Annotated in this window: 20 protein-coding genes; 13 read left to right on the plus strand and 7 right to left on the minus strand. The window is 47.2% G+C overall.

Going from position 1 to position 22,181, the window contains the following annotated elements; genetic code table 11:
* Positions 1–200: 200 nt before the first annotated feature.
* Both QWY22_RS02280 and QWY22_RS02285 read right to left on the minus strand, forming a co-directional pair.
* The gene (locus QWY22_RS02280; RefSeq protein ID WP_300982758.1) at positions 201–1,145 is read right to left on the minus strand and encodes a DUF2705 family protein; all 945 of its coding nucleotides are present in this window, start codon (positions 1,143–1,145) and stop codon (positions 201–203) included.
* The gene (locus QWY22_RS02285) at positions 1,123–2,046 is read right to left on the minus strand and encodes an ABC transporter ATP-binding protein (protein WP_300982759.1); all 924 of its coding nucleotides are present in this window, start codon (positions 2,044–2,046) and stop codon (positions 1,123–1,125) included. Before QWY22_RS02285 ends, QWY22_RS02280 begins: the two co-directional genes overlap by 23 nt.
* Positions 2,047–2,215: 169 nt before the next feature.
* Here QWY22_RS02285 and QWY22_RS02290 point away from each other — a divergent pair, with 169 nt between their 5' ends.
* Positions 2,216–2,635: a hypothetical protein gene (locus tag QWY22_RS02290; RefSeq protein ID WP_300982760.1), complete on the plus strand. Its 420-nt coding sequence runs from the start codon at positions 2,216–2,218 to the stop codon at positions 2,633–2,635.
* A 196-nt stretch (positions 2,636–2,831) separates the two neighbouring features.
* Positions 2,832–3,071: a hypothetical protein gene (locus QWY22_RS02295; RefSeq protein WP_300982761.1), complete on the plus strand. Its 240-nt coding sequence runs from the start codon at positions 2,832–2,834 to the stop codon at positions 3,069–3,071.
* A gap of 55 nt (positions 3,072–3,126) precedes the next feature.
* Here QWY22_RS02295 and QWY22_RS02300 read toward each other — a convergent pair whose 3' ends face one another.
* Positions 3,127–3,381, minus strand: coding sequence for a hypothetical protein (locus QWY22_RS02300; protein WP_036807734.1), 255 nt, complete (start codon positions 3,379–3,381; stop codon positions 3,127–3,129).
* The gene (locus QWY22_RS02305) at positions 3,378–4,535 is read right to left on the minus strand and encodes a class I SAM-dependent methyltransferase (protein WP_300982762.1); all 1,158 of its coding nucleotides are present in this window, start codon (positions 4,533–4,535) and stop codon (positions 3,378–3,380) included. The genes QWY22_RS02300 and QWY22_RS02305 overlap by 4 nt, the downstream gene beginning before the upstream one ends.
* Before the next feature lie 157 nt (positions 4,536–4,692).
* On the opposite strand from QWY22_RS02305, the gene QWY22_RS02310 reads away from it, so the two are divergent.
* From QWY22_RS02310 to cydC, 5 genes are all read left to right on the plus strand, one after another.
* Positions 4,693–6,336 (plus strand): AMP-binding protein, encoded by a 1,644-nt coding sequence (locus tag QWY22_RS02310; protein ID WP_300982763.1) that lies wholly within the window; start codon positions 4,693–4,695, stop codon positions 6,334–6,336.
* Between the two features lie 185 nt (positions 6,337–6,521).
* A complete protein-coding gene (wrbA, locus tag QWY22_RS02315; protein WP_300982764.1) occupies positions 6,522–7,133 on the plus strand; it encodes an NAD(P)H:quinone oxidoreductase in 612 nt (203 codons plus the stop codon).
* Positions 7,134–7,214: 81 nt separating this feature from the next.
* Complete coding sequence (locus QWY22_RS02320) at positions 7,215–7,946, plus strand: ZIP family transporter (RefSeq protein ID WP_300982765.1); 732 nt, start codon at positions 7,215–7,217, stop codon at positions 7,944–7,946.
* A gap of 457 nt (positions 7,947–8,403) precedes the next feature.
* Positions 8,404–10,128, plus strand: coding sequence for a thiol reductant ABC exporter subunit CydD (cydD, locus tag QWY22_RS02325; RefSeq protein WP_300982766.1), 1,725 nt, complete (start codon positions 8,404–8,406; stop codon positions 10,126–10,128).
* Entirely contained in the window at positions 10,125–11,831 is a 1,707-nt protein-coding gene (gene cydC / locus QWY22_RS02330) for a thiol reductant ABC exporter subunit CydC (RefSeq protein WP_300982767.1), read from the plus strand. Before cydD ends, cydC begins: the two co-directional genes overlap by 4 nt.
* A gap of 204 nt (positions 11,832–12,035) precedes the next feature.
* Here cydC and QWY22_RS02335 read toward each other — a convergent pair whose 3' ends face one another.
* The gene (locus QWY22_RS02335) at positions 12,036–12,266 is read right to left on the minus strand and encodes a hypothetical protein (protein WP_300982768.1); all 231 of its coding nucleotides are present in this window, start codon (positions 12,264–12,266) and stop codon (positions 12,036–12,038) included.
* Positions 12,267–12,609: 343 nt separating this feature from the next.
* Between QWY22_RS02335 and desA the strand changes: the two genes are divergently transcribed.
* From desA to QWY22_RS02350, 3 genes are all read left to right on the plus strand, one after another.
* Positions 12,610–13,626: a Delta(5) desaturase DesA gene (desA, locus tag QWY22_RS02340; RefSeq protein ID WP_300982769.1), complete on the plus strand. Its 1,017-nt coding sequence runs from the start codon at positions 12,610–12,612 to the stop codon at positions 13,624–13,626.
* 97 nt (positions 13,627–13,723) lie between these two features.
* On the plus strand, positions 13,724–14,860 hold the full coding sequence (locus QWY22_RS02345; protein ID WP_300982770.1) for a sensor histidine kinase: 1,137 nt from the start codon (positions 13,724–13,726) through the stop codon (positions 14,858–14,860).
* Positions 14,857–15,456 (plus strand): response regulator transcription factor, encoded by a 600-nt coding sequence (locus QWY22_RS02350; RefSeq protein ID WP_300982771.1) that lies wholly within the window; start codon positions 14,857–14,859, stop codon positions 15,454–15,456. Before QWY22_RS02345 ends, QWY22_RS02350 begins: the two co-directional genes overlap by 4 nt.
* Before the next feature lie 519 nt (positions 15,457–15,975).
* On the opposite strand, the gene QWY22_RS02355 is transcribed toward QWY22_RS02350, so the two are convergent.
* Positions 15,976–16,344, minus strand: coding sequence for a DUF2188 domain-containing protein (locus QWY22_RS02355; RefSeq protein WP_436836770.1), 369 nt, complete (start codon positions 16,342–16,344; stop codon positions 15,976–15,978).
* 102 nt (positions 16,345–16,446) lie between these two features.
* On the opposite strand from QWY22_RS02355, the gene putP reads away from it, so the two are divergent.
* From putP to hflX, 3 genes are all read left to right on the plus strand, one after another.
* Positions 16,447–17,940, plus strand: coding sequence for a sodium/proline symporter PutP (gene putP / locus QWY22_RS02360; protein ID WP_300982775.1), 1,494 nt, complete (start codon positions 16,447–16,449; stop codon positions 17,938–17,940).
* A 125-nt stretch (positions 17,941–18,065) separates the two neighbouring features.
* A complete protein-coding gene (locus QWY22_RS02365) occupies positions 18,066–18,788 on the plus strand; it encodes a VOC family protein (protein WP_300982776.1) in 723 nt (240 codons plus the stop codon).
* Between the two features lie 106 nt (positions 18,789–18,894).
* Positions 18,895–20,166, plus strand: a complete 1,272-nt coding sequence (gene hflX / locus QWY22_RS02370; protein ID WP_300982777.1) for a GTPase HflX — start codon at positions 18,895–18,897, stop codon at positions 20,164–20,166.
* A gap of 250 nt (positions 20,167–20,416) precedes the next feature.
* Here hflX and QWY22_RS02375 read toward each other — a convergent pair whose 3' ends face one another.
* The gene (locus QWY22_RS02375; RefSeq protein ID WP_300982778.1) at positions 20,417–22,138 is read right to left on the minus strand and encodes an ABC transporter ATP-binding protein; all 1,722 of its coding nucleotides are present in this window, start codon (positions 22,136–22,138) and stop codon (positions 20,417–20,419) included.
* Between the last annotated feature and the right edge of the window lie 43 nt (positions 22,139–22,181).

Raw genomic sequence — 22,181 nt, forward strand, 5'->3', positions numbered from 1 at the left:
TTTTTTCTGTTTGCGTTTAATGGGTGATGTCGAAGTTTGATGTTACGAGCAGCTTGAAGGGTGATACGAGCAACTCGGGGCTAAATACGAGCAACTTTAACGCGCTTACGAGCAACCTGACTCCATTTACGAGCAACTCCCCCAAAAATCAGCAAAAAGACAGCACAAGCAGCGAAGCCTGTGCCGTCTTTTTCTATGCTTCACGCCATAACATCCCGCGATACAAACACCGAATAGCTAATCGCCATAAAGACCGCAAAGTAAGCGGCAAGCACAACCAGCGACAAGGTCATGGTAATGCCGGTAACAGGCATAAAGCCGGTATAGTACTGGGTGAGATCGGTATGGGTGAATAAATAGTATTTGACGATTTCATAGCGGCTCAATAAGAATACACCTTGAATGCCGGTAAACATCAGGAAAATCGATAGCCCGATGGCAAACGAACTGGACCGCAGCACCGTTCCAAGCATGAACGCGAAAGTGCCGATGATCCAGACGCTTGCAAAACTGAGAGCAGCCAGCTTGAATGCTTCCAACCAGTAGGAACCGGCGGCTACTTCACTGCCACTCCAGGTCAGGAAGCTTCCTTCTCCGATGCCAAAAAACAGCAGGCCCGCCAATGCCGAAAACAGCACAGTCAGTACAGCAAAGAGAATAGCAAAAATCAGCACCGTGATGTATTTGGAAGTAAGGATTTTCCAGCGCTTCACCGGACGGGTCAGCAGCATCTTGATGGTGCCTTGGGAATATTCAGAAGCGACAATGCCCGCCGCGACAATGACAGTAAACAACGTGACAATTGGCATCAGCATATAAGAGTCGAGCACTTGCTGCTGCATGCTGGTGTATTCAAAAGGCGCGATGTTATTTTCAAGCCGGTATTCGGCAATCGCCACCCGCCCTTCGTAGAACTCTTTTTGAGCAGGGCTGAGTCCGGAAGTGGCCAGCATGGACTGATTGAATTCGCGTTCTGCCGACACAATATCCTGCCACGTTTCCTGGATATTGGCATTGGAAACGGAGTTATTCCATTTGGTGATGCCGGCCGATCCGAATATGAGAAGGGCCAGCAAAATGACCATCATCCAAGTGGGCTTTCTGCTCCAGAGTTTCATCCATTCATTTTGAAGGAGTTTGTGCAATTTGGCCGCCTCCCGTCATTTCCAGGAATTGATCTTCCAGTGTGGCATGGAACGGGTGGACGGCATAAATTTTGACGCCGGCCGCCACCAAGAGTTTTATCGCTCCAGGTATATGCTCGGCTTCCGTGTCGATCAGGCAGCCATCTTCCTGATAGGTGATGGGGAACCCGGCTCCGTACAACACTTCATAAGCTGTCTCCAACGGTTTGGCTTGAATGTAATAGCGGGATTGCTCTTCGTCGTGGACGCCGATAATATCGACCAATTCGCCGTTCTGGATAACGGCAAAACGGTCACACAGCAATTCCACTTCCGACAGCAAATGGCTGGAGACAAAGACCGCCACGCCGTCTTCCTGGGCAGCCCGCTGGAGATACATCCGGAATTCGCGGATGCCGGCCGGATCCAAGCCATTTGTCGGCTCATCCAGGATCAAAAATTGCGGCTTGTGCAGCAGCGCTTGGGCAAGGCCGAGGCGCTGGCGCATTCCGAGTGAATAGGCACTGACTTTTTCGTGGATCCGGTTCTGCAAGCCGACCAGCTGCACCACTTCGTGGATGCGCTGTTTCGAAACGCCTTTGTGCATACGGGAAAAATGCAGCAAATTCTTATAACCGGACATAAATTTGTACATCTCCGGATTTTCTACAATTACGCCAACTTTTTGGATACTTTCTTCAAAATCTTTCAGAACCGATTGGCCTTCAATCAGGACATCACCTTCGGTTGGACGCATCAAGCCGACCATCATCCGGATGGTTGTCGTTTTTCCGGCGCCGTTTGGACCAAGAAACCCCGTGATTTGGCCTCTGTACAAATCAAGATTCAATCCTTTGATGATTTTCTTTCTCCCAATTGTCTTTGACAAATTCCGGATTTGTACAATCGGTTTCTCGTTCATTGTTCCCACCTTCTTCTACTGGATTGGCGTTCAAATCTGTTTTATTAGTAGTAATGACTTAATTATAATGAAGTTTCAAAATTCTGAATACTATTTAACGAAGAAAAAAGCATATTGTTGTGAAAATAAGGGAATATGAAAGGCACAATAAAAATCAGGAGGAATTGCCATGAAACAATTTGAAGATAAAGAGCAAGTGCTGTTGGCTTATTATGTGCAATATTACCGCGGAGCCACTACAGAAGAAGTAAAGGCTCTGCATCAGCGCCTTAAGGAGGAAATTGGAAGTGAACGCTATGAAAAAGCCATGGCCGCCCTGCAGGAAGAAGGCCTGGTTAACGGGATGGAGCAAGTGGAACAAGGCGAGACAGAAGGCGCACCTGTACCGATGGCAACAAACGAAGGCATGCTGTACATCAACGATACGCTGAACTTGCAATCGTACACGGTGGAAGAACACCAGCTTGATTATTTGGAAAATAATTTAAAGACAAGCAACCTGGAATTCACTTTGGAACCGGTTAAAGCGTACGTGGAGGAATCAATCCGCAAACGGGCGGAAGAAGAACCGAATTCCAACCGGCCATAAACCGCCACTAATTGAATTCCAACTGGCAATAGCGCCTTCTCGTTGGGGTGCTATTTCTAATGGTCCGGTTCTGGGGAAATGTGTACATTTTGAAACGCTGAAGCGCTTTTAGATGTTAAGAATGTGTGAAAAGAGTAATTTCTTCTTTCTATTTTGTCCCGATTGCGTATAATGCATGTATCAGGGGAGTGATAGAATGAATCGTTATACAATTGAAGAGATCAAAGAACAAAACAGCAAGTCTGCTAAAGCCATTGGTTTTTTATTCGCGGCGATTGCCGTTTCACTCGTTTGGGGGTTTTTACAAGATTCGCTTCCGGCGTTTCTTCTGGCAGGAGTATTCAGTTTAATCATGTTTGCTGAAACACGCGAGTACAAAAAAAGTTATCAAATCGAACTAGAAGCAGCAAAATTGAAAGACGATCAAGTTTCTTGATGAACATATGCAAAAGCCCGCTGGCCTCATTTGAGGACAGCGGGCTTTTTGCGTATTACAAATCCAAAGCGAAAAACGACAGGAAGATCACGAACACGACTGTGATGTTCGTAATCATCGCGGCTCGTTTTCCGACGGGTTTATCCAGCGAAGGGAAACGGTCCACAAGCTTCATCAACCCGGCAATCAATACGACAATCAGCAAAAGAGTGAAAAGCAAATTCATATCGTAAACATGGACATCGAGAAAGCGGATGAAAATCACCGAGAAGGCGAGAACGATTCCGTTAACTAAGTTTTTTCGTTTCATAGGAGTCCCTTCAGTTCGTTTTCAAGAAACGGTTTGGCAGACAGGAGCTGAGTGAAGGCTTTATAGCGGTCATATTGCCCAGGCGCCGGCTTTTTGCCGGTCTGATAAGCACGAATCAAAATATTTTTTGGCGTATGCTCCATATCGATAAATTCCATCAGTTGCGTTTCATAGCCGACGAGCGACAAAATTTCCGCCCGGATGGAATCAGTAGCCAGTGCGCTGAAGCGTTCCTTGATGAGCCCGTTTTGCAGCATGAGTCCGAGTTCCGGCGCTGCAATTTGGCTGTTCAGTTCGTGCTGGCAGCAAGGGACACTCAAGATTACTTTGGTGTTCCATTTGACGGCCCGGGCCAAAGCCATATCGGTTGCCACGTCGCAGGCATGGAGGGTCACCACCATATCGACTGCGGATTCTTCGTTGTAATCGTTGATATCGCCGACTAAAAACTCCAATTGATCGTAGCCGAGATCATCTGCGATGCGCTGGCATTCCTCAATCACTTCTTTTTTTAAATCGAGGCCAGTCACACGGAGGTCTAGCCCTTTTTCGATCCGCAGGTAATGATACAGCGCAAACGTCAAATACGATTTGCCGGAACCGAAATCCAGGATCCGGACAGTGCGGTCTTTTGGCAAATAGACGAGCGCGTCGTCGATAAATTCGATAAAGCGGTTGATTTGGCGGAATTTATCGTATTTCTGTTTTTTTACTTTGCCGTCCGGGCTCTGGACACCAAGGCGCACAAGGAAGGGGTAAGCGACGCCGTCTTCCAGCAAATATTGTTTTTTGCGGTTATGCGACAGTTCGGCGGCTTTCGTTTCGGTTTGTTCGGTTTTCCAGGAAACTTTGAATTTCTTGGACAGTTGAACCTGGATCCGTTCGTCAGTGAACTGGAATAAAGCCTGGCGGAAGTCTTCAAATAAACTTTCCAGCTTTTCCAGAGCATCTGCGATTGAAAGGTTTTCGTGCTTTAAGACATGTTCAAATTGGTATTCGAATTGAATCAAATAATCGTTTTTGATTTCGACGGGCTTGAGTTTCACCCGTTTGATGTCATTGGATTTAAGGCGCGGCTGGCTGATGGTTGCCGAAACAAGCGAGCGGCGTTTGATGCGTTCAGCTAATTGTTCGTGCATTGTTTGTAGTTCCATTGCAAATCCTTTCGTCTTCCATAATAGTTGTATTTTATCATGGTCCATGAAAAAAATACGGCTGGACGTTTGCTTTTGCTCATCCCTCAACATGTTTTGAATTTTGTGATAATATGGAAAGGGAATTGAAAACGTTTACACGCTAAGGGGGATGGATATGGCAATTGTAGAAAAAACAGTGGGGCAGATTGTACGGGAACGGGCTGCCATGCACCCGACAACAGAAGCATACGTTTATCCGGAACGGGACATCCGCAAAACCTATAAGGAATTCGATGAAGAAACAGACCGCTTGGCCAAAGCTTTTATGGGGATTGGTATTGCAAAAGGGGAGCACATTGCCATCTGGTCAGACAACAAGCGCGAATGGCTGTTGAGTCAGTTTGCAACTGGTAAAATGGGCGGCGTGCTTGTCACCGTGAACACCAGCTACCAGTCGGCCGAACTGGAATATCTTTTAAAGCAGTCTGATGCAACGACATTGATTTTAGGGGAAGAATTTAAGGGAACAAGCTATATCGACATTATCAATGAAGTTTGCCCAGAGCTGAAAACGGCCGAAAAAGGGGCGGTTTCAAGCGGGAAATTGCCGCATTTTAAACGGGTCATCGTCATGGGTGAAAATCAGTTTCCCGGCATTTATACGTGGAGCGAGTTTGAAGCATTTGCCGATCGCGTAGACGATGATCAGCTTGAAGAGCGCTTTGTTTCAATGGAGTCGGATGACGTCATCAATATCCAGTACACATCTGGAACAACTGGATTTCCGAAAGGGGTCATGCTGACGCACCGGAATGTCGTCAACAATGGCAAGTTGATCGGCGACACGATGAACTTATCCGAACTGGATCGCCTGTGCATCCCGGTGCCGTTTTTCCATTGCTTCGGCTGTGTGCTCGGCACGATGGCTGCCGTAACGCATTCAACGACGATGGTCATCGCCGAACAATTCGATCCGAAGCGGGTGCTGCAGATGGTTCAGGACGAGAAATGTACAGGGCTTCACGGCGTGCCGACGATGTTCATCGCAGAGTTGAACCATCCGGATTTTGCGTCGTTTGATACGTCCACCTTGCGCACGGGCATCATGGCCGGATCGCCGTGTCCGATTGAAGTGATGAAAAAAGTCATCAATGACATGGGTGCATCGGAAATTACGATTGCCTACGGACAAACCGAATCGTCTCCGGTCATTACGCAGACGCGCGCGGACGATGACATTGAAAAGCGGGTGTCCACTGTCGGAAAACCGCATGCGGAAGTCGAAGTGAAAATCGTGGACCCCGTAACAAGTGAACAAGTGCCGACGGGTGTTCCGGGTGAATTGTGTACACGCGGCTACCATGTCATGAAAGGCTATTACAAAAATGAAGAAGCGACCCAAAATGCGATTGATGAAGACGGCTGGCTCCATACGGGCGATATCGCCGTTGAAGATGAAGACGGCTATATCGCCATTACCGGCCGCATCAAAGACATGGTCATCCGCGGCGGCGAAAACATTTATCCGCGTGAAATCGAAGAATTTCTGTATCAGCATCCTTCCATTCAAGACGTTCAGGTAGTCGGAGTGCCGGATCCAAAATACGGAGAAGAGTTGATGGCGTGGGTCATTTTAAAAGAAGGGCAACAACTGTCTTCAGAAGAGCTGCGCGAATATTGCCAAGGCAAAATTTCCCGGCATAAAATTCCGCGGTATATTGAATTTACGAAGGAATACCCGATGACCGCATCGGGCAAGATCCAGAAATTCAAGCTGCGTGAAATGTCAGCAGAAAGAACCGAAAAAACAGAAGTCTAAACTTTTTTTAACCGGAAGAAGAGTTATCGGATGCGGAGTTTCCCCGTGTCCGGTAGCTTGTTTTGTTTAATAATCCGTTAAAACGGGGAAACGGGTAAAGTAAGAAGAAATCTTTAATTCAGGATATTTCTCGAATTAGCAGCAGCGGTCACGGACTCAATGCGAAAAAGAGAGGAAGTCAAACTATGGCAAATGTGAAATTGGCGATCATTTATTACAGTTCAACGGGCACCAACCACCAAATGGCAAAATGGGCAGAAGAAGCAGCCCAGCAGGCAGGGGCAGAAGTGCGGGTAGCAAAAGTGAGGGAAACTGCACCACAGGCAGCCATCGACTCGAATCCTGCATGGAAAGCTCATCATGAAGCAACTCAAGATGTGCCGGAAGCAGAAGTGGCGTTGCTTGAATGGGCGGATGCCATCATTTTCAGTGTGCCGACCCGCTATGGCCACGTGCCGACCCAGTTCCAGCAGTTCCTGGATATTACAGGCGGCGCCTGGGCGCAAGGCAAACTGGCGAACAAAGTGGTCAGTGCCATGTCGTCAGCGCAAAACCCGCATGGTGGCCAGGAAGCAACCGTACTTGCCGTCTATACGTCGATGTTCCATTGGGGCGCGATTGTGGCAGCACCGGGCTACAACAATCCAGCCCTGTTCAAAGCAGGCGGCAATCCTTACGGCACGTCGGTTACCGCAGGAGAAAACGGCATGGTGGAAGATGTAGAAGATGCGGTTAAATACCAGGCAAATCACACAATTGAAGTTGCGCAATGGATCAAAAACGGCCAAACTCAATAAATCGCAAGTGGACAAAGCAGGTGAGATGTAAAAAATCTTGTCTGCTTTGTATTTCTAATCGGCAAGGAGGAGAATGCACGAGTGCTGTGGCTCAGCTTATTTTTTGTTATTGGATTTATAGCCATTCATCTTTTTTCTAAAAACATGCTCTTTTTGAAAGCTCTGCCGCGCTCCCGCTTTCTTTCCATTGCCGGAGGCATTTCGGTCGCTTACGTCTTCCTGCACCTGCTGCCGGAGCTCGGTGTATTCCAAGATGAACTGCAAGGTGAAGTGGAAAGGACCGCCTGGCGTTTTCTGGAACACCATATTTATGTGGTGGCCATGCTTGGCTTGGTCATCTTTTATGGCTTGGAACAAATGGTCAAGTCGTCCAAGAGGAGACGGGACAAAGCAGGCGGACAAAATTCAAGAGACGGCGTTTTTTGGGTCCATATCGGCTCTTTTGCTTTTTATAATGCCTTAATCGGCTATTTGCTGATTCGCGAAGAGTATGAAAGTGCCTGGGGCATGCTGTTTTTCTTTATTGCGATGGGCGTACATTTTATCACGAACGATAAAGGGCTTCGGGCAACCCATAAAGACGACTACGACCGGTACGGCAGGTGGCTGTTGGCGGTTTCGATTTTAGTCGGCTGGGGAATTGGAGCGTTGACGGAAGTCAATGAACTTATCATTTCTTTTCTGACAGCGTTGCTTGCAGGCGGCGTCGTGCTCAACGTCTTAAAAGAAGAACTGCCCGAAGAGCGGGAAAGCAGATTTTCAGCTTGCTGCATCGGGATCATCGGCTATTCGGTTTTATTGCTGCTGTTATAAGCTGCTGCTTAACTTTCTAGCCACGAGCTAATTTTTTTGCTATCATATCAAAATAATCATAATCATAAGTCCTGGAAATCTTAATTCTTTGGGGTGTCCAAAATGATCACACAAGAGGAAAAGCAGGTGTTCGAGTACGAATTGAATAAATTAACGATAGAGTATCAAAAATGTGCGAATGACGCATTGAAATCACAGATAAAAGAAGATATCTCTTTTCTGCAATCTGTTCTCCAGTTCCTGCATTACAGAACTGATAAAATGAATATATCCAACCAATAAACCTGCCGGAAAAATTCGGCAGGTTTTTTGTTTTAACAGGAATACAGGCATTCGGAGAATGTGAACACGTTTGTAACAAACAGCGTGTTAAATGGGCTGACAGCGGGCAACTGCAACGGAATTTAAGCCCCATTGCTTTATAATAGAGGCAACAGCGGTTAAAGGAGAGAAAAGCATGGTTGATTTAAAACAACTGGCTTATGAACGAAAGAATATTATGGCCTTCCTGTTTATTGCCTCCTTCTTAAAAGGGGCGGCGATGATTGGGCAAGCTTTATTTTTTGTATGGATCGCCGATGGCGTTTTTCTGAAAAATGCTTCGTTCGAAGAAGTCTTGCCTTATTTATACGGCTTGTTTGCGGCAATTTTGGTGCGCGTGGCATCCGGTTACGCAATCGGACGGTCAGGAGTAAATTTAGCAGCGGAAGTGAAGATGGATTTGCGGAAAAAATTGATTGCTTCTTTTGCAAGCAACCCGCTGCAAGCTTCGATTCAAGGGCAGTCCGGGCAAAAAGTCAGTTTGCTGCTGGATGCGGTCGATGAACTGGATGGCTACTTCAGCAAGTACATTCCGCAGATGGTCCAAAGCTATATCATTCCGATTCTCTTGCTGGTCGTCATTTTTTCCCAGCATTGGGTGACCGGAGTGATCATTTTGATTACGGCACCGTTTATTCCTGTTTTTATGGCGCTTGTCGGCATTAAAACAAAGGAGAAAGCGGATCAGCAGATGGAGAAGCTGGGCCAGTTTTCCGGTACTTTTCTTGATGTGCTGCAAGGCTTGACTACTTTGAAATTGTTTAATCAAGCAGACCGGCAAAAACAGACAATCCAAAAAAGTAGCTTGGATTTCCGTGATTCTACAATGGAAGTATTGAAGTCGGCCTTTTTGTCTTCGCTTATGCTTGAATACATTTCCATGCTCAGCATGGGGATTATCGCACTTGAAATCGGATTGCGCTTAGTAGTATTCGATAGCCTGACATTTTTTACGGCGTTTTTCGTGATGATTCTTGTACCGGATTTCTTTAATATGCTGAAAGATTTTGGCAGTGCTTTCCATACGGGGAAAGGAAGTACAGCAGCGGCCAACCGGCTGTCTGCGCATTTGGAAAAAGAAGAGCCTGCAGTCGAATGGGGAGCTGGCAAATTGTCGAACGATCCTCCGCATCTGTTGCTGCAAGATTTAACGTTCCAGTATGGGGAGAGTTTCAAGCTGGAACCGATTAATGCGGAAATCCTTCCTTACAGCCAGCTGGCCATTATCGGCAAAAGCGGTTCCGGGAAAACAACCCTGCTCCATACAATAGCAGGGCTGCTGCCGCTCTCAAGCGGCACTGTTAAAGTGAATGGCATTCCTCGGGAACAAATTGATGAGAAGTCATGGTTTGATCAATTGAGCTATATTTCGCAAAGTCCTTATTTGTTTGCCGGCACCATAAAAGAAAATATCGCAATTGGAGCTGGCCGGGAAGCTGCAGATGATGAAATTTGGGAAGCTGCTGCAAAAGCCGGAATCGGCGAAATGGTCGGTTCTTTGAAATACGGCCTGGAAACGCGGATTGGTGAAGCGGGAAGAGGCTTGTCCGGCGGCGAAAAGCAGCGGATTGCGCTTGCCCGTGCTTTCTTGAAGCAGCCTTCCATTGTTTTATTCGATGAGCCGACAACCGGCTTGGACCTTCAAACTGAAAAGATTCTGCAGCAGTCAATAGCGGAACTTGGAAAAGGGGCCACTGTGATTACGGTTGCCCACCGTTTGCATACCATCAAACAATCTGACACGATTTTAATCTTGTCTGAAGGCCGGCTGGCAGCTGCCGGCAGCCACAACGAATTATTGGAAACGTACGCGCCTTATGGAGAAATGCTGGAATTACAGCATGGAGGTATTGTGCAATGACAGAATTGAAACAGACATTGTTATTGACGCTTCGTGAAAAAAGAGACGTGGCGCTTGCCATTTTCTTCGGTTTCCTGGCGGGGATTGCCGGAGCGGCGCTAATGGCTTCAAGCGGATATTTGATTTCAAAAGCAGCGCTGACTTCTCAAATGACCATCTTGATCGTCATGGGAGCTTGTTTGAAGTTATTCGGCCTTGCCTCGGCTCTAAGCCGTTATGCTGAGCGCCTGTTTTCGCACCGCGCGACGTTCACCATGCTCAGCAACTTGCGGGTATCGTTTTTTGAGAAGTTGTCTCCGCTGGCACCGGGAATTTTTCAGAAATACCGGAGCGGCGATTTGCTTGCGCGCATTGTGGGCGATGTAGAAAGTTTGCAAAACTTTTTGCTGCGGGTATTTTATCCGCCGGTCGTACTGGCGATCGTCTTTATTAGTACGATTTTCTTCACTTCGTATTTCTCGTTAGCTATCGCGATGGTGATGCTTATAGGCATGCTATTGACGATTGTCGCAGTGCCGGCTGTTTTTGCATGGCGGCAACGCAGAATCGATTCTGCTGTCCGGGCGAGCCGGGCGGAACTGTCAACGGAAGCTACCGAATTTCTATACGGTTTCCGCGATTTGAAAATTTACCAACAGCTTGACCGCAAAAAACAGGATTTGACGGCTTTTTCAGAACGCTACGGCGAACAGCAGCGGAAAGAGGGCTTTGAAGAAAACCTGGGCCAGTCCGTCAATGCTTTTGTGGCGCTGTTGGCTTCGTTTTTTGTACTTGGGATTGGGGCATATTTTGTTGCAGAAGGACAGCTCGACGGCTTGTACCTGGCAATGCTTGTGATGATTTCCTTGGCAATCTTCGAGAATGTCGCACCGATGGCAGTTTTCCCGGCCCATTTTGAAGAAAACAGGAAAGCGGCAGCGCGCCTTGACCAAGTGGTGTCAGAACCCGTGCAACCGGCCGGTGACGCGAAATTGCCGTTAAACGCATTGGACATTAAATTAGAGAACGTATCCTACACTTATCCGGAAGAAGAGCGGCAGGCAATTGACGGGGTATCTCTTCGTCTCGCACCGGGATCGAAAACCGCCATCGTCGGGCCAAGCGGTTCGGGGAAATCCACATTGCTGCAGCTTCTTTTAAACATCTTGCCTGCAGACAGCGGCACGATTTCCATTGGCGGAGAACCTTTACCGGCACTCGATCCGGAAAAGCTGTGGCAGCGGATGAATGTGGTGCTGCAGGAAAATCATTTCTTCTTCGGCACGATCCGCAGCAACTTGTTGATTGCCAATGAAGCAGCTACTGACGAAGAAATGGAAGCCGCTTTGGCCAAAGTTCAGCTCGAGGCCTTTTCATTGTCTGCAAAGGTGAATGAAAAAGGCGGAAATCTGTCCGGCGGCGAAAAGCAGCGCCTCGCTATTGCCCGGGCAATATTAAGAAGCGAATCGCTTTGGCTGCTGGATGAACCGGTATCATCGGTCGATTCCGTTACCGCCAAATCCATTTACCGGCAATTGTTTGAACAAGGCAAAGACGATACATTCGTCATCATCAGCCATGATTTGACGGGCCTTGAACATATGGACCAAATTATCGTCATGGAACGGGGCAGAATCGTCGAAGCCGGGCCATATGAAGAAATCATGGAAAAGCAAGGCCACTTTTTCAAACTTAAGCAGATTGAAAAGAGCATATTTGCGTGATTTCCGATATTTTTCACGGTTTTATCTTCAGTTTATTAGATATACTGTCCGGAAGACATTCAATACTGTCCGAAGCACATGAAATACTGTCCGCAAATGAAAAATACTGTCCCAACGGCGTTATTGCTTTTCAGCAAGAGCCCCAGCAGGGAAAAAGAAAAACCGGAAGACTTCCTTCAAAATCGAAGGGGAAGTCTTCCGGTTTTATTTGAGCAGCAGATCATTTCCGTGTTTAGCATCTTCGAGTTTCAGCTGTTCCAATTGAAGCCTCATTTTCTGTGTTTCGATGACAAAGTTCTCGTGTTTCAATTTTTCCAGTTCAATTTCGCTTTCAATCATTTTGTTCTTTAGTTTTGTCTGCGTTTGGAAGTGAGAGGTAATGATGGCAACGAGCGGAATCGAAAAAACCATAACGACGGCTACTAGACCGGTCACAACGTTCACCTCTTTCCTGAAAATTCTGATTACCATCAGTATACAGGATTTCGGTTTGATAAAAAACAATTTCTTCTAGTCGGGAATCCGAATTGCATGTCATGGTGTGATGGGTGGTGCCAATGCGGTAAGGACTCTCGAAAAGGCGAAAGCCTCGCGCAAATCCTTTAGCTGCAGCATGTCCAGCTGTCCGGTCCAGCGGAAGATTGAAATGCCTCTTGAAAAGACATGACAAGTGTCATGTATAAACCAGACGTTTATGCCTTTTTTAGGCGTCCGATTTTTTTTATGATAAGGACAATAAGTTATCCGAGCGGAAAGAGCTCGTATAAGGAGGAAGAACATGAGCAGAGAAAAGACAGCCCAATTACGTAAATTTGTAGCACCGTTCGAAAAAGCAGATGTAAAAGCCAGTGTACGCCAATTGGTGAACACGATTCCACCATTCATTTTATTTTGGTTCCTCGCTTACCAGGCATTGGATGTATCCATTTGGTTAACAATCGCTTTATCAGCAGTAGCTGCAGGATTCGTAATACGTACGTTCATCATTTTCCACGATTGCACACACGGATCGTTCTTTAAGAACAAAAAAGCAAATGCAGTAGTCGGAACCATTACGGGGATTATGACATTGTTTGCTTATGAAAAATGGAAACGCGAGCACTCGATCCACCACGCTTCAAGCGGAAATCTTGATAAGCGCGGAGTCGGCGACATCTGGGTTATGACAATTGAAGAGTATGTTGAGGCTTCTAAATGGGAACGTTTCAAATACCGCATGTACCGCAACCCGCTGGTCATGTTCGGTTTTGGACCATTATTCCTAGTCTTGATCTCTAGCCGTTTCAACCGCAAAGACGCACGCAAGAAAGAGCGCAATAACACGTATTTGATCAACGTTTCTCTAGTGGTTATTTATTCATTGCTTATTTGGGCAATCGGCTGGCAGGCGTTCTTGATCGTTCAAGGGTCAACAATGTTTATCGCTGGAGCATTAGGTATCTGGTTGTTCTATGTACAACATACATTCGAAGATTCGTATTTTGAAGACGAAAGCGAATGGGATTACGTGAAAGCTGCTGTAGAAGGAAGTTCATATTACAAACTTCCACGAGTGCTTCAGTGGGTGACAGGAAACATCGGTTTCCACCACGTCCATCATTTAAGCCCGCGTGTTCCAAACTACAACTTGGAAAAAGCACACGACTCTACTCCGCCGCTTCAACAAGCGACAACCATTACCATCAAATCAAGCCTTAAATCGCTTCGCTACAAAGTGTACGATGCGAAAAACAAAACTTTCGTCACGTTCGGTGACATCAAGCATTTGTTGAATGAAAACAAATTGCCGGCATAACAACGATTTGAGAAAAAACCATTCGCTGCTGAATGGTTTTTTCTTTTTGCCATTCTTTGGTATGATGAAGAATAATAGGTGAATGGGGAGCGAAATTATGCAAAGCTGGTATCAAATTTTTCCGAAAAATCCATGGCTCAGTTTATATGCCTGGATCATCTTCTGTATCTTGCCGTTCTTTTTCATTTTCAGATCTTCCTCGCCAGTAGAAATTGCAGCGGGAATCGCTTTATTGGTGCTGTTCTTCATCGCCTACCGGCTTTCTTTCATTTCCCGTACCGGCTTTATTTACGTGTGGGTCAGCATTGAAATCGCCATCAATGTCGGAATGACTTTCCTGTTTGGCTATGTTTATCTGGCGATTTTCCTGGCTTTTTTCATCGGCAATATACGCCATAAAGTCGGCTTTTTCATCGTTTATGGAGTCCATATCGGTACGACAATATTAGCCGTTGTGCTTGGATTGATCGAACACAGCTCTCTTTACGTATCGCAGCTGCCTTTCATTGTCCTGAGCATCATAGGCGTCATCCTTCTGCCTTTTAATACGTATAACCGCAATAAGCGCGAAAAACTGGAAGGGCAGCTGGAAGACGCCAATAAACGGATTTCCCAGCTGATTGTTATTGAAGAGCGGGAGCGTATTGCACGGGATTTGCACGATACCTTAGGGCAAAAGCTGTCACTGATCGGGTTGAAAAGTGATTTGGCCGGCAAGCTGATCCGCCGCGATGCTGATGCCGCTTTAAATGAAATCAACGACATCCGCCAAACGGCAAGGACAGCCTTAAAAGAAGTCCGTGAACTGGTTTCCGATATGCGCGGGACGAAACTGGAAGACGAATTGCTGCGGATCCAGCAGATTCTGAAAGCCGCTGAAATCGACTTTGTCCTGTATGGTTCAGCTAAATTGGTCAACACGCCTTTGCTTGTGGAGAATGTTCTCAGCATGTGCTTAAAAGAGGCAGTAACAAATGTCGTCAAGCATAGCCAGGCGACCCGCTGCAGTGTGTTGATCAAACAAAAACCGGAAGAAGTGCTGGTGCAAGTGCAAGATGACGGCATCGGCGTCGAGGGAAATATCCAGCAGCGGGGAAATGGCCTGGCAGGTATGCGGGAGCGGCTGGAATTTGTCAACGGCAGCGTTGACATCCAGACAATGGACGGCACCACCTTGAACATTCGGGTGCCAAATGTGATTCTCTACAAGGAAAAAGAGGAGGAGCTAATATGATTCGGATTGTCCTTGCCGAAGACCAGCGCATGATGCTAGGAGCTCTGGGGTCTTTGCTCGATTTAGAAGAAGACATGGAAGTGGTCGGCAAAGCCGGGAACGGGGAAGAAGCGATTGCGCTGGTGGAAAAGCTTCAACCCGATATTGTCATTATGGACATCGAAATGCCTTTAAAAAGCGGGTTGGACGCAGCAGAGACGTTGAAAGACCACCCGTGCAAGATTATCATTTTAACAACTTTTGCACGCTCCGGCTATTTTGAGCGGGCGCGAAAGGCCGGTGTCAGCGGCTATTTGCTAAAAGACAGCCCGAGCGAGGATTTAGCGACCTCAATCCGGACCATTATGGACGGCCGCCGTATTTACGCGCCGGAATTGGTTGACCTGGCATACGCTGATGCAAACCCCCTGACAGAGCGGGAAAGCCAAGTGATGGAACTGATTGCAGACGGCAAAAGCACCAAGGAAATTGCGAAAGAACTGTTTATCACAACAGGCACTGTCCGCAACTACATCTCGGTCATCCTGGACAAACTCGAAGTAGGAAACCGCATCGAAGCCATTTCCAAATTCAAAGAAAAAGGCTGGTTTAAATAAGAAAAGCGGAGGCGGCCAAGCTAGCCTCGACAAGCGCTGGAGGGCTTGAGGTTTAAGGCGTCTCTTTGCCTTAAACAACAAGACCGAAGCGACCTCGAGAGGCTGGCCGCCGAAGCTGGACAAAGAAAAGCGGAAGCGCCTGTCCAGCCCCGACAAGCGCTGGAGGCTTTGAAAGCTATGGCGCTTTCCAGCCATGGATTCAAAGCTGAAGCGACCTCGAGGGGCTAGGCGCTGCAGCTGGACAATAAGAAAAGCGGAAATGGCCGTTTAGGTTCGACAGGCAAGAGATGGGTCAAAAGAAGTTTGGCCCATCTCTTTGCGACGAAGCGCGAAGTGCTGCAGGAGCAATACGGGTTTTAGACGATTTGGCGAAGCGGCGTTTCTTCAGCCGCACAGCCGAAGCGACCTCGAGAGGCTGGCCGCTGCAGCTGGACAATAAGAAAAGCGGAAGCGCCTGTCCAGCCCGATAAACCACAAAAAACCCTACTGTCACGTGACAGTAGGGTTTTTGCGGGCTGATTATTCGTATAAGGTTTCTTCAAGCGAACCGTCTTTAGTATAGATATGCAGTTCACCGTTGTTTTTGTTGGCGTACCGTTTTGCCTCGCCCATTAAATCTTCTTTTGTCTCTTCAATCAAAATGGCTTTTTTGCTGTCTTTCTTCTTAAGCTGCCAGCCTTCATCGTGCGCCCTGATTTCAAAAATCACTTTTTCTTCGTTGTCTTCTACGCTTTTGCGTGCCCGATCCAGCGCAATAGGAATGGCGCGGCCTTCCTCATAGCCATCCCGCAACAGTGCATTGGCGATTTCAATTGCTTTGTTTCTGACAGCAGGGTTCAAGTTTTTAAACGAATCCGGATAATCATTTTTGCTCCATGGCACAACCATCGCCTCCTTGATTTTCTTTTCCCCTTTCGCTTCCGGAATAAAACAAAATTTTTATGGTAAAAATTTTAGAAGATGGTACACTAAAAATCGGAGGTGGAGAGAATGTCAGATTCAACATATCAAATTATTGCATTGGTTATTTACATGGCTGCCATGCTGTTTATCGGCTGGTATGCTTACCGGAAAACTGTCAACTTAACGGATTATATGCTGGGTGGACGGGGTCTTGGGGCAGCTGTTGGGGCACTAAGCGCTGGAGCAGCAGATATGTCCGGCTGGCTCTTAATGGGATTGCCTGGGGCTATTTATGTAAGCGGATTAGTCGAATTTTGGATTGCAATCGGTTTGACAATCGGAGCGTACTTAAACTGGTTCTTCGTAGCACCGCGTTTGCGGGTTTATTCTTTTGTTACAAGCGATTCGATTACCATTCCAAGTTTCTTGGAAAACCGTTTGAAAGATTCGTCCCGCTTATTGCGGATTGTTTCTGGAGCAATTATTTTAATCTTTTTCACATTTTACGTATCTTCAGGAATGGTAGCTGGAGGAGTCTTTTTCGAAAGCTCATTCGGACTTGATTATCACCTTGGATTAGTAATCGTTTCCGGAGTCGTTGTCGCATATACCTTATTCGGTGGATTCCTAGCGGTTAGTTATACAGACGTGGTCCAAGGGCTAATGATGTTCTTGGCACTGATTCTTGTACCAATCATTGGAGTATTTGCTACTGGCGGTTTTAGTGAAACAGCAGCAAGCATCCGTGAAGTGGATCCGGCATTGTTGAACTTTACAACGGGTGCTTCTCTAATTGGTATTATCTCGGCTGTGGCGTGGGGGCTTGGCTACTTTGGTCAGCCGCATATCATTGTCCGTTTTATGGCCATCAGCACCTTGAAAGAAGTACGCCAAGCACGTCGAATCGGCATCAGCTGGATGATTTTGAGTCTTCTAGGAGCTGCTTCGACGGCGTTGGTCGGAATTGCATATTTCCAGCAAAACCCGGGCATGGAATTAGGGGATCCTGAGGGCGTCTTTATCGTCCTTGGCCAAATTTTCTTCCATCCATTGATTGCAGGGTTTATGCTGGCAGCAGTTCTGGCAGCTATCATGAGCACGATTTCTTCTCAGTTAATTGTAACTTCATCTGCATTGGTGGAAGACCTTTACAAAATCGCATTTAAAAAAGCATCAACTGACAAACAGTATGTAACTCTAGGCCGTTTAGCGGTTTTGGTAATTTCCTTAATCGCGGCTGCCCTGGCATGGAAGCAAAATTCAACTATTCTTGATTTGGTAGCTTATGCTTGGGCCGGTTTCGGAGCTGCCTTTGGACCGTTAATTCTATTAGCTTTGTTCTGGCGCAAATTGACGACATGGGGTACTTTAGCCGGTATGATCGTTGGTGCCGCAACTGTCATCATCTGGGATAGCTTGGATGCTGAATTTGCTGTTAACCTTTACGAAATCATCCCAGGATTTATCTTATGTTTGATTGTGGCGGTAGTGGTAAGTTTATCCACTTACAAACCGAATGCACAAATCGACAAAGAATTTAACGAAACAGAACGCTTGATCAAAGAAAAACCAGCGAAATAAGCAAAAGGCTTTAACCTTCTTTAAAGGAGGTTAAAGCCTTTTTTTACGTAAAGTCCTGTGGTTAAAGGAGATGCGACAAGGGATGGCGAACGTAGTAGGTGAACCTATTTTGGAAGAGGTGCTGTATGTTTTTGGATCACATTGTTCATTTTATCGATAGGAAACCACAGATAGCGGTAGAAGAGTGGGAGCGGCAAGGGATGCATGCGGCGATGGGCGGCCAGCATTTAAACTGGGGTACCCACAATGCGCTCTTCTACACAAAAGACAGCTATATCGAATGGCTTGCTGTCGAAAAGCCGGAAATTGCAGAAGCGGCGGACCACCCGCTTACGAAACTGTTGCTGCATGATAAAACCGGATTCGGCACCATTTGCCTCCGTACAGAGTCGATTGAAGAGCTCGACAACCGGTTGAAAAGCGAAGGATTTGAAACTTCCGGCGTGCTGGATGCGGAACGCAGAACCGATACGGGCGAAATGATTCGCTGGAAGATGCTGTTCATACAAGAAGAAGCGGCCGATCAATTGCCGGCGCCGTTTTTTATTGAATGGCAGGAACGTGATGAAGAGCGCTATGAAGGGCTGCGGAAAAGAGGGGCGATTGTTTCGGCTAATGAAGAGCTGGCAATCGAGCGGCTTGTGTTTGGCGTCAAAGACCCCGAAGCCGCTGCAAGCAAATGGCGCAAAATTTTAGGAGGTTCTCTAAAATTGCCGAATTGCCAGTTGGAGTTTAAACATACCAATCATGCAAAAGAACGTCTAGAAGAAGTGCACTTTATAAATGGACATAAAAGGCTATCTTTTGAAGGCGGGGTTTATTACCTGCCGGAACTCGGGAATGTATAGGATAATAGGTAAATAACCCGGGAGAATAGTTAAAAGGAGAGTGAAATGCTCTTCTTTTTTGTCATGGAACTTAACGGATTCCCTTACGGTAAAAGGAGGAAAACCAATGGATGTCTTAGTGGAAAAAGCAATTTTAGTAGGCGTTCAGCTGCAGAAAGATCTGCATTTTGAATACGAATTAGAAGAACTGCGTAATTTAGCGGAAGCGTGCAACGTGGGCGTAGTTGGGGAAGTATACCAAAACTTGGAACGCATCAATCCTTCGCATTATGTGGGGAAAGGAAAAGTCGAGGAAATCAAAGCTTTTTATGAAGAAGCAGATGCCAATTTAATCATTTTCAACGATGAATTGTCTCCGTCCCAAATCCGCAACCTGGAAGAGGATCTGGAATGCAAAGTTATCGACCGGACCATGCTGATATTGGATATTTTCTCACGGCGCGCCAAAACACGGGAAGCGCAAGTCCAAGTGGAATTAGCCCAGCTTCAATACATGCTGCCGCGGCTTGTAGGGCTGCGCGCCTCTCTTGGCCGGCAAGGGGGTAGTACGGGAGGCGGACTCGCCAACCGTGGTGCCGGTGAAACAAAACTGGAACTCGACCGCCGGAAAATCGAGGAGCAGTTGTCCAAGCTCAATCGTGAATTGGAACAGATTCGGGCGCAGCGCACAACTCAGCGGAAGCAGCGGACGAAAACCGGAATGCCGGTTGTATCGCTTGTCGGCTACACCAACGCCGGAAAATCCACCATTATGAATGGTTTATTGACAAAATCCGGACAGGATCAGGAAAAGCAGGTATTTGAAAAAGATATGCTGTTTGCCACGCTCGACACATCCGTGCGCCAGATTCGCCTGGAAGACAATAAAAACTTTTTGCTCACGGATACGGTCGGCTTTGTCAGCAAGCTGCCACATCATTTGGTGCGGGCATTCCGCTCGACTTTGGAAGAAGCGCGCAATGCCGACCTTTTGCTGCATGTAGTGGATGTCTCCAATGAGGAATACCGTTACATGATGGATGTGACAAACTCGACTTTGCATGAAGTCGGAGTGGAAGATGTGCCGACAGTCTTTGTCTACAACAAAGCGGATCTGGCGGGAATCCCTCATCCGAAAGTGAAGCAGGGAGAATTATGGATTTCGGCAAAAGAAGGAATGGGCCTTGATGAATTGCTCGATATGATCAAACAGTACATTTTCTCGGAATACGTCACATGCCGCATGATTATTCCTTTCGAGCGCGGAGATGTAGTCGCGTATTTAAATGATTCTGCTACCATTTTGGAGACGCAATACGAAGAAGAAGGTACATTGATGAAAGTGGAACTCGGCCAGGCGGATTACGACCGCTTTGAGCAGTACGTAATCGGCAGGTAATTAAAAACATGCTCGTCCAACCCTATTGATGGGAGTGGGCGAGCATGTTTTTTAGGTTTTACGGGCGAGTGGCAATGGTTTATGAGCGACGTCGAGTGAAATACGAGCAACTTCGCACCGGATACGAGCAACTTTAAATCATATACGAGCAACCCGCCCAACTTCCATCAGTTTACGCTCGACTCCACCCTGAATACGGTCAATTGCCCAAATAAAAAGCCTGCCCATACATCGGGCAGGCTTTCCTCATTTAAGACTGTTGAAACTGGATGCGGTGCAAATTCGCAAAAATGCCGTCGTGTTCAAGCAGTTCGGCATAGCCGCCTTGCTCGGCAATGCCGTCTTCGGTCACCACAATAACGCGGTCCGCATCACGAATCGTCGCTAAGCGGTGAGCGATGATGAGCGTCGTGCGGTTCTCCGCAAGTTCGCCAAGCGCTTCCTGGATGACGCGTTCCGTCTCCGTATCAAGCGCAGAAGTCGCTTCATCCAAAATCAGGATTGGCGGATTCTTCAAGAACATACGGGCGATCGCTAAGCGCTGTTTTTGCCCGCCGGACAATTTCAAGCCGCGCTCGCCGATTTGTGTTTCGTAGCCATCCGGAAGTTTGCGGATGAATTCTTCCAAATGGGCTTTTTTCGCAGCGGCCATGATTTCTTCATTGCTCGCGCCGCGCTTGCCGTATGCAATGTTTTCCCGGATGGTCCCGGTGAATAGGAACACGTCCTGCTGCACAATGCCGATATGGGAGCGCAGCGAATGCTTCGTCATATCACGGATGTCAATGCCGTCAATGGCAATTGACCCTTCCTGGATGTCGTAGAAGCGTGGAATCAATGAACAAATCGTTGTTTTTCCGGCACCGGATGGTCCGACAAAAGCGACGGTTTCTCCGGCTTTTAATTTTAAATCAATGCCGTTTAATACTTTTTTATGGTCGTCGTAGCCGAAGTGGACATCGTTGAACGTGATGTCGCCGCGAAGGCCATTCACTTCCACGGCGTCTTCCCGGTCGAGAATATCCGGTTCCTGCTCGAGCAGTTCGCGGAAGCGGCCAAAGCCGGCCATCCCTTTTGGATACAATTCAAGCAGCGCGCTGATCTTATCGATCGGCTTGATCAGGACGTTTAGGAACAACACAAAACTGACGAGTTCCCCGTACGACAATTCGCCTTGGAAGTTCAGCCAGGCGCCGTAAACGAGCACAATCAATGTCAGCAAACGCGTCATCATATAGATGCTGGAATGCGTCGCAGCCATCACTTTATAGGCGACAAGCTTCGCCAAACGGAAGCGGCCGTTGTCTTTTTTGAAACGGTTGATTTCAAATTCTTCGTTCGTAAACGACTGGACAACGCGTGCGCCGGAAACGCTGTCTTCCACGCGTCCGTTCACATCGGCGATTTTGCCGTACATGCTGCCCCAAGCCTGGTTCATCTTGACGTTGCAGAACGTAATGAGCCAAACGAGGAACGGAATGACGATCAAGGTCACAAGCGCCAATTTCGGATTGATCCAGAACATGATGCCGAATGCGCCAAAGAACGTCATGATGGCAATGAAAAAGTCTTCCGGCCCGTGGTGGGCAAGTTCGCCGATGTCAAAAAGGTCATTGGTGATGCGGCTCATAACGTGTCCCGTTTTCACGTTGTCAAAAAAGCGGAACGATTGCCGCTGGACATGGGTGAACAGCTCTTCGCGCATATCGGTTTCGATATTGATGCCGAGCTTGTGCCCAAGGTAACTGACGATGTACTGCAAAAAAGTACTCAACAGGAACACGGCAAGCAGCAGAACGCTGACGGTCACGATGGTGTTCCATTCGCCGCTCGGAAGCAAATCGTCGATGAACCACTGGACAGCGACAGGGAAAGCCAGCTCCAAAATAGCGACAATGACGGCGCTTGAGAAATCAATAATGAACAACCGCTTATGCGGTTTGTAGTACTTGAAAAATTGTTTTAACTTCACAGCTAGTCACCTCAAGGATTTTAATCTACTGAAAAGTATAATC

The organism is Planococcus liqunii (genome assembly GCF_030413595.1).
Classification (GTDB): Bacteria; Bacillota; Bacilli; order Bacillales_A; family Planococcaceae; genus Planococcus; species Planococcus liqunii.

Bases quoted from the DNA above. Each gene is read 5' to 3' on its own strand.
- QWY22_RS02285 (WP_300982759.1), bottom strand. From the start codon at position 2,046: ATGAACGAGAAACCGATTGTACAAATCCGGAATTTGTCAAAGACAATT.
- QWY22_RS02290 (WP_300982760.1), top strand. From the start codon at position 2,216: ATGAAACAATTTGAAGATAAAGAGCAAGTGCTGTTGGCTTATTATGTG.
- QWY22_RS02295 (WP_300982761.1), top strand. From the start codon at position 2,832: ATGAATCGTTATACAATTGAAGAGATCAAAGAACAAAACAGCAAGTCT.
- QWY22_RS02300 (WP_036807734.1), bottom strand. From the start codon at position 3,381: ATGAAACGAAAAAACTTAGTTAACGGAATCGTTCTCGCCTTCTCGGTG.
- QWY22_RS02305 (WP_300982762.1), bottom strand. From the start codon at position 4,535: ATGGAACTACAAACAATGCACGAACAATTAGCTGAACGCATCAAACGC.
- QWY22_RS02310 (WP_300982763.1), top strand. From the start codon at position 4,693: ATGGCAATTGTAGAAAAAACAGTGGGGCAGATTGTACGGGAACGGGCT.
- wrbA (WP_300982764.1), top strand. From the start codon at position 6,522: ATGGCAAATGTGAAATTGGCGATCATTTATTACAGTTCAACGGGCACC.
- cydD (WP_300982766.1), top strand. From the start codon at position 8,404: ATGGTTGATTTAAAACAACTGGCTTATGAACGAAAGAATATTATGGCC.
- cydC (WP_300982767.1), top strand. From the start codon at position 10,125: ATGACAGAATTGAAACAGACATTGTTATTGACGCTTCGTGAAAAAAGA.
- desA (WP_300982769.1), top strand. From the start codon at position 12,610: ATGAGCAGAGAAAAGACAGCCCAATTACGTAAATTTGTAGCACCGTTC.
- QWY22_RS02345 (WP_300982770.1), top strand. From the start codon at position 13,724: ATGCAAAGCTGGTATCAAATTTTTCCGAAAAATCCATGGCTCAGTTTA.
- QWY22_RS02350 (WP_300982771.1), top strand. From the start codon at position 14,857: ATGATTCGGATTGTCCTTGCCGAAGACCAGCGCATGATGCTAGGAGCT.
- QWY22_RS02355 (WP_436836770.1), bottom strand. From the start codon at position 16,344: ATGGTTGTGCCATGGAGCAAAAATGATTATCCGGATTCGTTTAAAAAC.
- putP (WP_300982775.1), top strand. From the start codon at position 16,447: ATGTCAGATTCAACATATCAAATTATTGCATTGGTTATTTACATGGCT.
- QWY22_RS02365 (WP_300982776.1), top strand. From the start codon at position 18,066: ATGTTTTTGGATCACATTGTTCATTTTATCGATAGGAAACCACAGATA.
- hflX (WP_300982777.1), top strand. From the start codon at position 18,895: ATGGATGTCTTAGTGGAAAAAGCAATTTTAGTAGGCGTTCAGCTGCAG.